Origin of the sequence: Mesorhizobium tamadayense (assembly GCF_003863365.1) — a bacterium.
In the GTDB taxonomy this organism is placed as follows: domain Bacteria; phylum Pseudomonadota; class Alphaproteobacteria; order Rhizobiales; family Rhizobiaceae; genus Mesorhizobium; species Mesorhizobium tamadayense.
Genome location: NZ_RQXT01000022.1, coordinates 71,102 through 85,513, shown reverse-complemented (window position 1 = coordinate 85,513; position 14,412 = coordinate 71,102). Strand labels below are relative to the sequence as shown.

Sequence of the window (14,412 nt, the reverse complement as noted above, 5' to 3'; positions counted from 1 at the left end):
GAACTGGTTCGAGCACTGACAAGGTGGCTTTCCGCGGTCGCCATGGCTGTGGCGCCGCTATTTCTGCGGGCAGCCCTTGCCGTGCCGTTTTTCCGCTCCGGCCTGACCCGCTGGGACGGCTTCCTCCAGCTCTCCGACAGCACGATCTATCTGTTCGAAGAGGAATTCAAATTGCACATCTTCGGCGCCGAGTATGGTTTCCCCATGCCCGATGCCGTGGCCTATCTGGTTGCGACCGCCGAGCTCGCTTTGCCGGTGCTGTTGGTTTTGGGCCTCGCCACGCGCTTTGCCGCGTTGGCGATGCTCATCATGACGGGTATCATCCAGCTTGTGGTGCCCGATGGCTGGGCCAACTTCCATCTGCCCTGGGCCGCCATGGCGATCTCCATCATTGCCCTTGGCGCGGGGCCCATTTCCCTTGACCGGCTGGTCGCGCTACGATTTGCTTCGGAGGCGTATAGGCAATGACCACCCCTCCCGTGCTGAAACTTGTGAAGGGGGCGGCCGCTCCCCTGCCACGGGTGCGGGACCTGGATTGGTCGATCCTGATGGCAAGGGCCCAGGACGGCGATGCCAATGCCTACCGGCGGCTCCTCGAGAGCGTCACGCCATACTTGCGCGCTCACGCGGCGCGCTGTCACCGCAATCCCAGCGATGTCGAGGATGCGGTGCAGGATATACTGCTGACCTTGCACGCAGTGCGTGCGACTTATGATCCGGCGCGGCCCTTCGGTCCCTGGCTTACAGCCATTGCCAGACGCAGGCTGATCGACCGGCTGCGTCGCCAGGGCCGCCGCCGGGCCCTCGAAACGGAATTTGAGCCTAACCACGAAACCTTGGCCGATCCATCCGCGAACATTGAGGACATGACGAAGATCCATGACATTACCGCCGCCCTCGACCGCCTTCCGTCCAGACAGCGCGAAGCCATGCGGCTCACCAAGATTGAAGGACTGTCGCTGAAGGAGGCCTCGGCAGCGAGCGGTACGACCGTGGCGGCGCTCAAAATCGCCACCCACCGTGCCATCCGGCATCTGCGCCAATTCTTCTCTGGGAGCGGAACATGATCCCCACGGATGATCTCATCTCCGCGCTTGCCGCCAATCTGAGGCCGGTCAGGCGACTTCGTCCGCCATTGCTGCGCGCCACCGGTTTCCTGCTCTTGGCGGCATTGATCCTCACCATGATCGCCGCTGCCCATGGCTGGCGGCCAGGGCTGCTCGTTCGCCTGGCCGAAATCCGCTTCGCCTTGAGCCTCGCGGGGGCTCTCTTCACCGGCGTCCTTGCCGCGGTCGCCGCATTTCTCGTCAGCCTTCCTGGCCGCTCACGCCGTTGGCTGTGGCTGCCCTTCCCGGCGCTTGCCTTGTGGCTTTCCTCGATCGGCTATCAGTGCTGGAGATTCTGGACCCCGATGGTTCCCGGCGGCGCGCCTCCCGGCGAGACGGCTTCCTGCATTGCAACGTTGGTGCTGACCAGCCTACCATTGTCGCTCGCCTTGGCTCTGATGCTGCGCCATGCCGCCAGCTTCAACCCCGGGCCGGTGATCCTTGCCGCAAGTCTTTCCGTGGCTGGAATTACCGCCTCAGCGCTGACGCTGTTTCATCCCCTCGACGCAAGCGTCGAGATCCTGATGTTCAATCTCGGCACCGGATCGCTGATCGTGTTGTTAGGCGGCGCCATCAACCTGTTCGTGTCGAGCCGCCTGGAGATACCGGAATGACCGGATCGTCACCCGTCAGCAATTTAACACAATCGCGAACTGCCCTGTCGCTCGCGCTTGGCGGACTTTCGGCGGGTCTCCTCGCTTCCGCCTGCTGTATCCTTCCCCTCGCCTTGGCTATCGCGGGAATCAGCGGCGCCTGGATCGCGCGCCTCACCGCGCTTGCGCCTTATCAGCCCTACTTCCTCACGCTCGCGGCTGTCTCCGTCGGTCTCGGGTTCTGGCACTACCGCCGCAGCCAAGCCGCCTGCCTTCCCGGCTCCCTTTGCGCCAGCCCCGTTTATCGCCGTTCCACCCGATGGATCCTGTTGGCAGCGAGCCTGATTGCGGCGTCAGCGGCCGCTGTCGATGTTTTCGGACGGCTCAATCTGTAGGAGACCCTCGATGCGCATCGCGATTGCGATCTTTGTCCCGCTTCTGGCCACTGTGCCCGCCGCCGCAGGACAACACACCGCCATATTCTCAGTGCCCGACATGACGTGTCCGCTTTGCCCGGTCACCGTTGCGACCGCAATCAGACACCTCGAGGGCGTTGTCTCGGTTTCAACCGATGTCAACGCGAAGACTGCAACGGTCGTCTTCGACGACGACAAGACGAGCACCGCCGCGATCGCCGCAGCTTCCAACAACGCCGGCTATGCTGCAGCCTTGGTGAAGGAGCAATGATCGAGCTCACCAGCACCATCACCTGTCCCGCCTGCGGCCACCGCAGAACCGAGACAATGCCGGCCGACGCCTGCCAGTACTTCTATGAATGCGAAGGCTGCAAGATTCTCCTCAGGCCCTTGGCGGGAGATTGCTGCGTATTCTGCTCTTACGGCGATCATCCCTGTCCACCAAAGCAGAAAGAGCGGCAGTCCGATGCAACGGGCCGAGGCCATTGCTGTTAAAACAACAATAATCCCCGCCGCGCCCAGAAGGTAGCAGCGCCCGCGTTCAAAAAACTAGGCCTCGATCTATCGCCTCAGCGCGTGGACATTGTCCATGGACGCGCCACCCAAGGGCAGCGCCATGTCGTCGTCGAGAATCCGGGTGATGCGGGCAAAGCCGACGAAGGCTTTCCTTGCCTCCTCGGCCGACATCTTGCCGGACATCGCTGCAGCACAGCAATTCAGGGCGCACTGATAAACGGGGCCGCGTCTTCCCGTTGGCCATTTCCGCAGGAACACCATCGCTTCGGAGACGCTGTCGACTTCCTCCAAGGGGTATCCTTGCCCACGCGCGATCCGCACTGGGGTAAAGAAATGCAAGCGATCCATCATTATCCTCCCGGTCGGCCGCACCGCAGCCGAACCCAATGAAACGCACATCCGGCGCTTTGGTTCCAATAAAAAATAATTGCCGCTAGAAAAGGTTCGAAACCGGACAGGAGAACAATCTAAGGGCTGTTCGGCAGCCGACTCAGCAAGTCGACTCCCGTTTTGGCGCAACGAGAAGCGCGATTCCCATTGAATGTCTTTAAGGCGAAAGCCGGCAAATGGGTTGCTTGCCGGTTCCCCTGCGTCAGGCTTAACCTCGACGGTCAACGCGTGAGGGCGCGTTTTGCAAAAAAAGGGGAACACTTGCAATGACCATACAAGGCGCATCGCCCGGCCTCTACAATGAGGATCTGGCTCCGGCAACGGTCAGGAACTGGGGGCCGTTTTCGATCTTCAACGTCTGGACGTCCGACGTCCACAGCCTCTGGGGCTATTATCTCGCGGCAAGCCTGTTCCTGTTCTGCGGCGGCTTCGTCAACTTCATCATCGCCATCGGCATCGGCTCGCTGATCATCTACGCCCTGATGAACATGGTCGGCTATGCCGGCGTGAAGACCGGCGTGCCCTACCCCGTGCTTGCGCGCGCCTCCTTCGGCATCTGGGGCGCCAATATCCCGGCGCTGGTGCGCGCCGTCGTCGCCTGCTTCTGGTACGGCGCGCAGACGGCAGCCGCGTCGGGCGCGATCGTCGCGCTGCTGACCCGGCTGCCGTGGTTCGACGAGTTCAACAAGACCTCGCATCTGCTCGGCCATTCCACCCTGGAGGTGATCTGCTTTGTCGTCATCTGGGCGCTGCAGCTCCTGATCATCCAGAAGGGCATGGAAACGGTGCGCCGCTTCCAGGACTGGGCAGGTCCCGCCGTGTGGGTGATGATGCTGATCCTGGCGATCTATCTCTGCGTGAAGTCGGGCACCTTCGCCTTCACCAGCGACATCCCGATGGACGTGCTGCTCGACAAGACCAAGGACGCCGGCGTGCCCGGCGAGCCGGGATCGTGGACGGCGCTATTCGCGGTGGCGGCGATCTGGGTGACCTACTTCTCGGCGCTCTACCTCAACTTCTGCGACTTCGCGCGCTACGCGCCTGACAACGCGGCGCTGCGCAAGGGCAATATCTGGGGCCTGCCGGTCAACCTGATCCTATTCTCGCTGGTCGCCGGCGTCACCACGATCGCCGCCTACGACGTCTATCACGAGGTGCTGCTTCATCCCGACCAGATCTCGGCCAAGTTCGACAGCTGGTTCCTGGCGGCTCTTGCGGCGCTGACCTTCGCGGTGGCGACCCTCGGCATCAACGTTGTGGCGAACTTCGTCTCGCCGGCCTTCGACTTCTCCAACGTCTTCCCGCGCCAGATCGACTTCAAGAAGGGCGGCTACATTGCGGCCTTGATCGCACTCGTGCTCTATCCCTTCGCGCCGTGGGAAGGCAGCGCGGCTTCCTTCGTCAACATCATCGGCGCGACGATGGGGCCGATCTTCGGCGTGATGATGGTCGACTACTATCTGATCCGTAAGGGCGAGGTCGACGTCGAGGCGCTCTATCGGGAAGAGGGCGAGTTCCGCTTCCAGGGCGGCTGGCACGTCAACGCCTTCATCGCCGCCGGCATCGGCGCGATCTTCTCCTCGATCCTGCCCAACTTCACCAACTGGTTGCCGTCCTGGTGGGGCGTCTACGGCTGGTTCTTCGGCGTGGCGATCGCGGGCGCCGTCTACTACGTGCTGCGCACCATGGCGCTCGGCGCAGGCGCCCGGACGGCCAAGGCTTGAGGGCAAGAACCGGGCGGCGAAAGCCGCCCGTTCGCGTCTATCTATTTGCCGACCATCTCGGCCAGTCTGCGCACCGTATTCCAGTTGCGGGAGGTGCCGATGCCCATGCGCTTGTGGTTTGCTGCCGCCAGCAGCCGCGAGCTCGGTCTTTCGCGCGAAAAGACAAGCCAGATATCGCCGTCGACCGAAACCACCTTTTCATCCTTGGCGGCACAGGAATGCAGCGCCGCGACGGCGTCGACGGGCGCCGGGCTGCGCATGACACGCACTGCCACCTGATCGCCGGTGTCCACGGACTCGGCCGGGAACGGATTGGCGGCCGCGAGCTTCAGCCAATCCTCCGCACCGCGCACGATGATGTCGACATGGCGGCCGAAAGTCTCTTCGAAGGCCTTCTCCAGCCGCCGCTCCAGATGGGACAGTTTGGTCGACCGCGCCTCGAAAACCAGATTGCCCGTCGCCACCAGCGTGCGGACATTCTTCAGCCCAAGGCCTTCCGCCATCGCCTTGAGATCGGACATGACGACGCGCCGCCCCTCGCCGAGGATGATACTGTAGAGCAGCGCGACGTAGGTTCGCATCATAGGGTCCGCATGGCCGGCTCGCAGGCTGGTACCAGGGTGTGTTGAGATTCAGGTCAGGCCGAGTCGAAGATGGTGGGTTCCGAGAACCGGAGCGGAGCGTACTTAAAGTACGTGAGCACCGGAAGCGCAGGAAGCCGCCATTTGCAGGCCGGCATTCACCTGAATATCAGCCTACCCTAGACCAGGCGGCTCTGCTCCACCGCCGCCTCGATGAAGCTTGCGAACAGCGGATGCGGCTCGAGCGGCCGGCTCTTCAGTTCCGGGTGGTACTGCACACCGATGAACCAGGGATGGTCGGGATATTCGATCGTCTCCGGCAGCACGCCGTCCGGCGACATGCCGGCAAAGACCAGCCCGCATTCCTCCAGCCGCTGCTTGTAGTCGACATTGACCTCGTAGCGATGCCGGTGGCGCTCGGAAATCTGCGTGTCGCCGTAGATCTCGGCGATCTTCGAGCCCTTGGCGAGCTCGGCCTGATAGGCGCCGAGCCGCATGGTGCCGCCGAGGTCGCCGGTTTCCCTGCGCTTTTCCAGCATGTTGCCCTTCAGCCACTCGGTCATCAAGCCGACCACGGGCTCGTCGGTCGGCCCGAACTCGGTCGACGACGCATGCTCGACGCCGGCCAGCGACCGCGCAGCCTCGATGCAGGCCATCTGCATGCCGAAGCAGATGCCGAAATAGGGAACCTTGCGCTCGCGCGCGAATTTCGCGGCCAGGACCTTGCCCTCGGAGCCGCGCTCGCCAAAGCCGCCGGGAACGAGGATACCGTGCACCTTTTCCAGCCACGGCGTCGGGTCTTCCTTCTCGAATATCTCGCTCTCGATCCAGTCGAGCTTGACCTTGACGCGGTTGGCGAGGCCGCCATGCGAGAGCGCCTCGATCAGCGACTTGTAGGCGTCCTTCAGCCCGGTGTACTTGCCGACGACGGCAATGGTCACCTCGCCTTCGGGATTGTGGATGCGGCTGGAGAGCGCCTGCCACGGCTCCATGCGCGGCTTCGGCGCCGGGTCGATGCCGAAGGCGGCGAGCACTTCCGAATCGAGCCCTTCCTTGTGGTAGGCCATCGGCACGTCATAGATGTGCGGCACGTCCAGCGCCTGGATGACGGCGCTTTCGCGCACGTTGCAGAACAGCGAAAGCTTTCGGCGCTCCTCCTTGGGGATCGGGCGGTCGGCGCGAACCAGCAGGATGTCGGGCGCGATGCCGATGCCGCGCAATTCCTTGACCGAGTGTTGCGTCGGCTTGGTCTTCAACTCGCCAGCGGTCGGGATGTAGGGCATCAGCGTCAGATGCACATAGACGGCATTGTTGCGCGGCAGGTCGTTGCCGAGCTGGCGAATCGCTTCCAGGAACGGCATCGCCTCGATATCGCCGACCGTGCCGCCGATCTCGCACAGCACGAAGTCGTAGTCGTCATTGCCGTCGAGGACGAAATGCTTGATCTCGTCGGTGACGTGCGGGATCACCTGCACGGTGGCGCCGAGATAATCGCCGCGCCGCTCGCGCTCGATGATGTTCTTGTAGATGCGGCCGGTGGTGATGTTGTCCTGCTGGTTGGCCGAGCGGCCGGTGAAGCGCTCGTAGTGGCCGAGATCGAGATCGGTCTCGGCGCCGTCGTCGGTGACGAACACTTCGCCGTGCTGGTACGGCGACATCGTTCCAGGGTCGACATTGAGATAGGGATCGAGCTTTTTGATCCGCGCGCGATAGCCTCGCGCCTGCAGGAGAGCCCCAAGAGCTGCTGCGGCGATGCCTTTTCCGAGTGAGGAAACCACGCCGCCTGTGATGAATACATATCGCGCCATGGGAGTCATCGCTTAACGCGGCCTGATTGATTCCGCCAGAGAAAAAACCGCCGCGAAGGCTTTTTCCCAAAATGGCGCCGGTGCCCACGACGGGCCTTTGATTGCAGTCAAAATAAAAGGGCCGGCGGTGCCGGCCCTTTCGGCAGGTCGGAAAAATGCGTCAGATAATAACGACCTTGGTGCCGACCTTGACGCGGCTGTAGAGGTCCATCACATGCTCGTTGATCATGCGGAAGCAGCCGTTGGAGGCGCTGGTTCCGATCGACTGCGGGGCTATGGTGCCGTGGATGCGCAGATGCGTGTCCTTCTTGCCGTCATAGAGGTAGATGGCGCGCGCGCCGAGCGGGTTCTCGCCGCCGCCGGGCATGCCGTCCTTGTACTGGCCGTAATGCTTCGGCTCGCGCTTCTGCATGTCGAGCGTCGGGATCCAGCGCGGCCATTCCTGCTTGTCGCCGACCGCCACCGTGCCCTTGAACTGCAGGCCTTCGCGGCCGACCGCGATGGCATAGCGGCGCGCAGTGGAAAAGGACTCGACCAAGTAGAGACGGCGGGCGCTGGTGTCGATGACGATCGTGCCCGGCTCATAGCCGGTAAACGTGACGTCCTGCGGCACGAATTCCGGCTTCACCTTGAACGGCCGCTTTGCCTGCTTGCTGGCGAGCGCCGAATCGAGCGCGCGGGTCTCGGGCAGATAGCTGATCGAAGACACCGACTGGCCGCCGAACAGGCCGGCGAACAACCCGACGCTGCTCGTGTGCTTCTGCCCGGGCTGCTCGCTGCGCAGCTCACCGTTGTTGCCGGCTGCCGCGATGTTCATCGCCTCGGCCGGGATAGGCTCCTCGGTTTGGATCGACGCGATCGGCGCCACGGGTTCGAGCGGTGCGATGATATTGATGGCCTTCTTCGCCGGCCTGGCGTCAGCCAGTTCCGTCGATGCTGCCGACCCCTTCTTGGCGAGCCATTCCTGTCGAGCTGCGTCGGCCTTGGCTTTAGCCGCCTCGCGCATCGCCAGCTTGCGGGCCGCGAGCGCCTTTTCCTTGGCCGCTTCCTTGTCGGCAGCGATCTTGGCCTCGAGCTTCTTGATCTGCGCGAGGTCGTCTGGAGTTGCGTTTTTCTTCTTCTTGAGAAGCTTCAGCTGCGATGCGTCGCTCTTGGCGGCGACGGGAATTGCGTCGGTCTTCTCTACCGACGGCGAAGCGGCGAGGTTTGCCGGTGAGGCAAAGGCCGCGGACCCCATGCCGAATACGGCACAGAATCCCAAAAGGATGAAGCTGCGAAGCTGCATGGCGAAGATCCGATTTTCTATGCTAGTTGCCCACGGCGTCGCCCGGCGCCCCCCAAGGACGCCGAAAGTGCCGCGCGCAATCTATAATCGATTAGCCAGCGCGCCCTCAAGCTGAGCGAGGCGCTACGCCCGGTTGAATCTTCGTGATCGAGCGGCATTTGCCGCGACTGTGTTCAAAGAACAACAGATAGCGGCTGCAAACTTGCCCGACTACTGGTTCGGAACCTGCGGGGTGACCGGCAAGGTAACGCCGTTCGTGGCCGGCGGCGTGGTCGGATTCGCAGGCGCCGGCGTGGCGGGAGCGGTGGCCGGAGCCGTGGTGGTGCCGCCATTCGACAGCGGAGTCGTGGTCGTCGTGTTGCCCGACGGAGCCGCAGGCTGCGAGCTTCCCACCGGACCGTTGGTGCCCGGCAACTGGTTGAGCACGCCCTTGCCGGCAGTCGACGCCGGAGTGCGGTCGAGAATGTCGATCGGCTTCTCGCCGTAGCGGGCGATGATGGAGAGCGCCAGCGAAGTCACGAAGAAAGCCGCGGCCAGGATTGCCGTTGCGCGTGTAAGCGCATTGGCGGCGCCCCGCGCCGTCATGAAACCGGAACCGCCGCCGATGCCGAGGCCGCCGCCTTCGGAGCGCTGCAGCAGCACCACGCCGACAAGGGCGAGCACGACCATAAGGTGAACGACGATCAGTACGGTTTCCATAATTTATCCTGGCGTGGCCGGTCGCGGCCGCGCATACGACCGATGATTTGGAGGCGGCTCCTTACAATGCTTTGGCGGCATTTCCAAGCCCGTGGCCGGAATATGGGGAGCAATGCGGCCATTGCAACGATTTGGCCGCGTCCCTGCCGCTCCGGCGCTCGTCAGCGGCTATGAGATGTTCATATAGGCTTCCGCGATGGCGAGGAAGTCGGCCGCCTTCAGGCTAGCGCCGCCGACCAGCGCGCCATCGACATTCTCGACGCCAAGCAGTTCCACCGCATTGGACGGCTTGACCGAACCGCCATAAAGAATGCGCATCCTGGCCGCGGCATCGCCGAGCAGCGCGATCAGCTTGCCGCGTATATGCGCATGCGCCTCGGCGACGTCGGCGGCGGTCGGCGTCAGGCCGGTGCCGATCGCCCAGACGGGCTCGTAGGCGACGATCGTGTTGGCGGCGGTGGCGCTCGGCGGCACGGAACCGTCGAGCTGGCGCGATAATATATCGAGCGTCGCGCCCGCCTCGCGCTCGGCGCGCGTCTCGCCGATGCAGATGACGGCCACCAGCCCTGCGCGCCAGGCGGCAGAGGCCTTGGCATGGACCATCGCATCATCTTCCCCGCTCTGCTCGCGGCATTCGGAATGGCCGACGATGACATGGCTGGCGCCGGCATCCTTGAGCATTTCAGCTGAAATGCAGCCCGTGTAGGCGCCGCTCTCCTTGGGATGGCAATCCTCGCCGCCGGCGCGGACCGGCGTGCGCGAAAGGATCTCGGCAGCTTGGTGAAGCAAGGTCGCCGGCACGCAGACCAATGCTTCCGTCTCCGCATCGAGCCCGCTCATGAAACCGTTGCCGATCATCCTCAGCTCGTTGAGCGAGGCGCTGGTACCGTTCATTTTCCAGTTGCCGGCAACGAGCGGACGGATTCCAGGGGTCATGGGGTCGGGTTCTCCAGGCGACATAAGGCAGCGCCCTCACTACCAAAATCAGGCCACAAAGCAATCGACAGTGGGCCGGAAGGACGCTATTGCGCTTGTTTCAAACTCGGCGCATGCGAAAATGCGCAAAAATCGGAAGTAAGCATGCTTAGTTTATTGAGAAGCGCGGCGGGCACCTGGGTCGCGAAGGCGTTGCTGTCCTTGCTGGTGGTGAGCTTTGCCGTCTGGGGCATTTCCGGGCGCCTGTCGGGAACCTTGGCCGGCCATCATTCGGTGATCACCGCCGGCGGCACGACGGTTTCGATCAATGAGTACCGCCTCGCCTACGATCGCCAGATCAACCTCTTGTCGCAGCAATATGGCCAGCGCATCACGCATGAGCAGGCGAAGCTCCTCGGCCTCGACAACCAGGTGCTGGCGCAGCTCGTTTCAGGCGCCGTGCTCGACGAGCAGGCCCGCAAGCTCGGGCTTGGCCTTTCCAAGGACCGGCTGGCCGAACTGACGCGCGAGGACCCGGCCTTCAAGGGTCCAGGCGGCCAATTCGATCGCAGAACCTTCGAATATCTGCTTCGCGAGGTGGGCATGCGGCCGGAGGACTATCTTAAGAACCGCTCGCAGGTGGCGGTTCGCCAGCAGATCGTCGAGGCGATTTCCGATGGCCTCAAGGCGCCTCAGACCTTCCTGAAGGCGGTCGCGCTCTATCGCGGCGAGGACCGCACGATCGACTATCTCGTCCTGCCGAAGACGCTGGTGCAGCCGATCGAGGCGCCGGCCGACAGCGCGCTGAAAGCCTATTTCGAAGCCAACAAGAAGAACTACGCCGCGCCGGAGTACCGCAAGTTCTCCTATGCACGGCTTGAGCCGCAGGACATCATGGACCCGACCGCGGTGACCGACCAGCAGGTCGCCGACGACTACAACAAGAACAAGGCGCGCTACACCACGCCGGAAATGCGCACCATCGAACAGTTGGTGTTCAAGACGCCGGACGCGGCCAAGGCGGCCTATGATTCACTGAAAACCGGCGCCACCTTCGACAAGATCGTCGCCGCCGAGGGCAAGACCCAGGCCGACACACTGCTCGGCACGCTGGCCAAGGACAAGATTGCCGACAAGGCGGTGGCCGACGCGGCTTTCTCGCTCAACGCCAACGAGGTCAGCCCGGTGGTTCAGGGCGTTTTCGGCCCGGTTCTGCTGCGCGTCACCGAGATCAAGCCGCAGGTAGTGAAGCCGCTCTCCGAAGTGTCCGATCAGATCCGCAAGGACCTGGCGCTCGGCGAGGCGAGCCGCGTGCTGCTGGATGTGCATGACAGCTACGAGGACACCCGCGCCTCCGGCGCCTCGCTTACCCAGGCCGCCGAGAAGCTGAAGCTCAAGGTCGTCACCGTCGACGCCATCGACCGCACCGGCCAGCGGCCGGACGGCACAATCGTCAACGACCTGCCGCAATCGGCGGATCTCATCAAGGCGGTCTTCGAGGCCGAGCCGAACACGGAGAATGAAGGCCTGACCACCGCCGACAACGGCTTCGTCTTCTATGAAGTCCAGTCGATCACGCCGGCGCGCGACCGCACGTTGGACGAAGTCCGCCAGAAGGTGGCGGCCGACTGGACGGCCGCCGAGACCGACAAGCGGCTCGACGCGAGGGCGCAGGAGCTGGAAAAGCGCCTCAAGGCCGGCGCGACGCTGGACGTCATCGCAGGCGAGCTGAAGTTCGAGAAGCAGACTAAGCGAGGCCTGAAGCGCGAAGCCGACGACGCCGATTTCGGCAAGGAGGGTGCGGCTGCCATGTTCGGCGTCGGCGAAGGCGGTACGGGTCTGATCCCCTCGCCCACCGGCGACGGCCAGATCCTGTTCAAGGTCGCCGAAGTCTTCGAACCGGCCGGCGCCGACGGCAGCTCGGTCCCGGAAGACGCGCAGAAATCTTTCAGCGCCGGCATATCCGACGACCTGCTCGACCAGCTGGTGGCGCAGCTGCAGTCGCAGTATGACGTTCGCATCGATCCGGCCGCCGTTTCCCAAGCACAGACACGATGAGCGCTCTCAAGACACACATAGCTAAGGTCGCCACCGGCGCGGCGCTCTCCTTCGAGGAGGCACGCGAGGCTTTCGACATCATCATGTCGGGCGACGCGACGCCCGGCCAGATCGGCGGTTTCCTGATGGCGCTGCGCGTGCGCGGCGAGACGGTCGGCGAGATCTCCGGCGCGGTCGCCACGATGCGCGCCAAGATGCTGCGCGTCGAGGCCCCGCAAGGCGCCATCGATATCGTCGGCACCGGAGGCGACAATTCGCACAGCGTCAACATCTCGACCGCTTCGGCCTTCGTCATCGCGGCGGCCGGCGTCCCGGTAGCCAAGCATGGCAATCGCGGCCTGTCCTCGCTGACCGGTTCGGCCGACGTGCTGACGGCGCTCGGCGTCAAGATCGACATCTCGCCGGAGACGATCGGCCTTTGCATCCACGAGGCCGGCGTCGGCTTCATGTTTGCGCCGGCGCATCATCCGGCGATGAAGCATGTCGGCCCGACCCGGGTCGAGCTCGGCACACGCACGATCTTCAACCTGCTCGGGCCGCTGTCCAACCCGGCCGGCGTCAGCCGCCAGATGGTCGGCGTCTTCCTGCCGGAGTGGATCATGCCCGTGGCCGAGACGCTGAAGGCGCTCGGCGCCGATCACGCCTGGGTCGTTCATGGCGACGGATATGACGAGATCACCACCACCGGCGAGACGCTGGTGGCCGAGCTCGCCGGTGGCGAGATCCGCAGCTTCACGCTCACCCCCGAAGCGGTGGGACTGAAGCGGCACGGCAAGGAAGAGCTGCGCGGCGGCGATGCGGCCTATAACGCCAAGGCATTGCGCGATATGCTGGGCGGCGATGCCGGCGCCTATCGCGATACGGTGCTGATGAATGCCGGCGCCGGGCTGGTGGTGGCCGGCAAGGCGACGACGCTTGCCGACGGCATTGAAGCCGCCGCGCAAGCCATCGACAGCGGCCGGGCGCTTGCGGTGCTCGACAAGCTCATCGAGATTTCGAACGGTTAGAACTTTGTCCGATATCCTGCGCAAGATCGAAGCCTACAAGCGCGAAGAGATCGCCGCGGCGAAGCTCAGCGTGCCGCTTGCCGATGTCAAGGCCAGGGCGAAAGATGCAGAACCGCCGCGCGGTTTCCTTGCGGCGCTCGAAGCCAAGCGGAAGGCCGGCGGCTTCGCGCTGATCGCCGAGATCAAGAAGGCAAGTCCTTCCAAGGGTTTGATCCGCGCCGATTTCGACCCGCCGGCGCTCGCCAGGGCCTATCAGCAAGGCGGTGCTGCCTGCCTTTCGGTGCTGACCGACGCTCCGTCCTTCCAGGGCGCGCCAGGCTTTCTGACCGCCGCGCGCGCCGCAGTCGGCCTGCCCGCTTTGCGCAAGGATTTCCTCTTCGACCCATACCAGGTCCACGAGGCGCGGGCGTGGGGCGCGGACGCGATCCTCATCATCATGGCAAGCGTCGACGACGCTTTAGCCAGTGAGCTCGAAGCGACGGCCTTCGAGCTCGGCATGGACGCGCTGGTCGAGGTGCATGACGAGCAGGAGATGGAGCGCGCGCTTCGCCTCTCGTCACGGCTGATCGGCATCAACAACCGCAATTTGAGGACGTTCGAGACCAGCCTCGACGTTTCGGAACGGCTTGCAGCGATGGTGCCGGCCGACCGGCTGCTGGTCAGCGAGAGCGGCATCTTCACCCATCAGGACTGCCGCCGGCTGGAGAAGAGCAGAATCGGCACCTTCCTCGTCGGCGAGAGCCTGATGCGGCAGGCAGATGTGGCTGCCGCGACCGAGCTGCTGCTTACGGGCAAGGCGCCGGCCGAGGCCGTTTGAGGATGCCTGCCCTCACCCATCTCGGCGCCAAGGGCGAAGCCAACATGGTCGATGTCGGCGACAAAGCCGAGACGACGCGCACGGCAATCGCCGAAGGTTTTGTTTCCATGCAGCCGGAAACGCTGGAGATGATCCTGGCGGGCGATGCCAAGAAAGGCGACGTGCTGGGCACCGCCCGCATCGCCGGCATCATGGCAGCCAAGAAGACGCATGAGCTGATCCCGCTCTGCCATCCCCTGCTTCTCATCAAGGTCGCCGTCGATATCGAGCCCGACCGCGCGCTCCCAGGCTTGAAGGTGACCGCGCTTGCCCGGGTCACCGGCAAGACCGGGGTGGAAATGGAGGCGCTGACCGCGGCGTCGGTCGCCTGCCTCACCATCTACGATATGGCCAAGGCGGCGGATCGCGCCATGGTGATTTCCGGCATCAGGCTGGTTGAGAAGACCGGCGGCAAGTCGGGCGACTACAAGTCAGTAAAATCCGGGGCAGGTCCTTAA

Annotated in this window: 17 protein-coding genes; 11 read left to right on the top strand and 6 right to left on the bottom strand. The window is 63.8% G+C overall.

Features of this window, described 5'->3' with window-relative positions; all coding sequences use genetic code 11:
• The first annotated feature begins 42 nt into the window (after nt 1-42).
• Genes EH240_RS18715 through EH240_RS39095 form a run of 6 tightly spaced genes read left to right on the top strand, consistent with a single transcriptional unit; the run spans nt 43 to nt 2,610 of the window.
• Entirely contained in the window at nt 43-468 is a 426-nt protein-coding gene (locus EH240_RS18715) for a DoxX family protein (RefSeq protein WP_342634094.1), read from the top strand.
• On the top strand, nt 465-1,067 hold the full coding sequence (locus EH240_RS18710; RefSeq protein WP_125001023.1) for a sigma-70 family RNA polymerase sigma factor: 603 nt from the start codon (nt 465-467) through the stop codon (nt 1,065-1,067). Before EH240_RS18715 ends, EH240_RS18710 begins: the two co-directional genes overlap by 4 nt.
• On the top strand, nt 1,064-1,720 hold the full coding sequence (locus tag EH240_RS18705; protein WP_125001021.1) for an NrsF family protein: 657 nt from the start codon (nt 1,064-1,066) through the stop codon (nt 1,718-1,720). The genes EH240_RS18710 and EH240_RS18705 overlap by 4 nt, the downstream gene beginning before the upstream one ends.
• Entirely contained in the window at nt 1,717-2,094 is a 378-nt protein-coding gene (locus tag EH240_RS18700; protein WP_125001019.1) for a mercuric transporter MerT family protein, read from the top strand. Before EH240_RS18705 ends, EH240_RS18700 begins: the two co-directional genes overlap by 4 nt.
• Before the next feature lie 10 nt (nt 2,095-2,104).
• The gene (locus EH240_RS18695; protein WP_125001016.1) at nt 2,105-2,386 is read left to right on the top strand and encodes a heavy-metal-associated domain-containing protein; all 282 of its coding nucleotides are present in this window, start codon (nt 2,105-2,107) and stop codon (nt 2,384-2,386) included.
• Nucleotides 2,383-2,610 carry a GDCCVxC domain-containing (seleno)protein gene (locus EH240_RS39095; RefSeq protein WP_125001013.1) on the top strand — a complete coding sequence of 76 codons (228 nt, stop codon included), beginning with the start codon at nt 2,383-2,385 and terminating at the stop codon, nt 2,608-2,610. The genes EH240_RS18695 and EH240_RS39095 overlap by 4 nt, the downstream gene beginning before the upstream one ends.
• 66 nt (nt 2,611-2,676) lie before the next feature.
• On the opposite strand, the gene EH240_RS18685 is transcribed toward EH240_RS39095, so the two are convergent.
• Complete coding sequence (locus tag EH240_RS18685; protein WP_125001066.1) at nt 2,677-2,979, bottom strand: DUF982 domain-containing protein; 303 nt, start codon at nt 2,977-2,979, stop codon at nt 2,677-2,679.
• Nucleotides 2,980-3,287: 308 nt separating this feature from the next.
• On the opposite strand from EH240_RS18685, the gene EH240_RS18680 reads away from it, so the two are divergent.
• Nucleotides 3,288-4,745 (top strand): NCS1 family nucleobase:cation symporter-1, encoded by a 1,458-nt coding sequence (locus tag EH240_RS18680; RefSeq protein ID WP_125001010.1) that lies wholly within the window; start codon nt 3,288-3,290, stop codon nt 4,743-4,745.
• Between the two features lie 41 nt (nt 4,746-4,786).
• Here EH240_RS18680 and EH240_RS18675 read toward each other — a convergent pair whose 3' ends face one another.
• The 5 genes from EH240_RS18675 to tpiA all read right to left on the bottom strand — a co-directional run bounded on the left by EH240_RS18675 (nt 4,787) and on the right by tpiA (nt 10,054).
• A complete protein-coding gene (locus tag EH240_RS18675; protein ID WP_125001007.1) occupies nt 4,787-5,326 on the bottom strand; it encodes a DUF1697 domain-containing protein in 540 nt (179 codons plus the stop codon).
• Between the two features lie 179 nt (nt 5,327-5,505).
• Nucleotides 5,506-7,143, bottom strand: coding sequence for a CTP synthase (locus EH240_RS18670; protein ID WP_125001004.1), 1,638 nt, complete (start codon nt 7,141-7,143; stop codon nt 5,506-5,508).
• Between the two features lie 151 nt (nt 7,144-7,294).
• Entirely contained in the window at nt 7,295-8,419 is a 1,125-nt protein-coding gene (locus EH240_RS18665; RefSeq protein ID WP_125001002.1) for a L,D-transpeptidase, read from the bottom strand.
• A gap of 210 nt (nt 8,420-8,629) precedes the next feature.
• Complete coding sequence (gene secG / locus EH240_RS18660; RefSeq protein WP_125000999.1) at nt 8,630-9,118, bottom strand: preprotein translocase subunit SecG; 489 nt, start codon at nt 9,116-9,118, stop codon at nt 8,630-8,632.
• Nucleotides 9,119-9,286: 168 nt separating this feature from the next.
• Nucleotides 9,287-10,054 carry a triose-phosphate isomerase gene (gene tpiA, locus EH240_RS18655; RefSeq protein ID WP_125000996.1) on the bottom strand — a complete coding sequence of 256 codons (768 nt, stop codon included), beginning with the start codon at nt 10,052-10,054 and terminating at the stop codon, nt 9,287-9,289.
• 144 nt (nt 10,055-10,198) lie between these two features.
• Between tpiA and EH240_RS18650 the strand changes: the two genes are divergently transcribed.
• The 4 genes from EH240_RS18650 to moaC are packed head-to-tail and all read left to right on the top strand — an operon-like array spanning nt 10,199 to nt 14,412.
• Nucleotides 10,199-12,091, top strand: coding sequence for a peptidyl-prolyl cis-trans isomerase (locus EH240_RS18650; RefSeq protein ID WP_125000993.1), 1,893 nt, complete (start codon nt 10,199-10,201; stop codon nt 12,089-12,091).
• Nucleotides 12,088-13,098, top strand: a complete 1,011-nt coding sequence (gene trpD, locus EH240_RS18645; protein ID WP_125000990.1) for an anthranilate phosphoribosyltransferase — start codon at nt 12,088-12,090, stop codon at nt 13,096-13,098. Before EH240_RS18650 ends, trpD begins: the two co-directional genes overlap by 4 nt.
• A 4-nt stretch (nt 13,099-13,102) precedes the next feature.
• On the top strand, nt 13,103-13,915 hold the full coding sequence (trpC, locus tag EH240_RS18640; RefSeq protein WP_125000987.1) for an indole-3-glycerol phosphate synthase TrpC: 813 nt from the start codon (nt 13,103-13,105) through the stop codon (nt 13,913-13,915).
• A 2-nt stretch (nt 13,916-13,917) separates the two neighbouring features.
• Nucleotides 13,918-14,412, top strand: coding sequence for a cyclic pyranopterin monophosphate synthase MoaC (moaC, locus tag EH240_RS18635; RefSeq protein ID WP_125000984.1), 495 nt, complete (start codon nt 13,918-13,920; stop codon nt 14,410-14,412).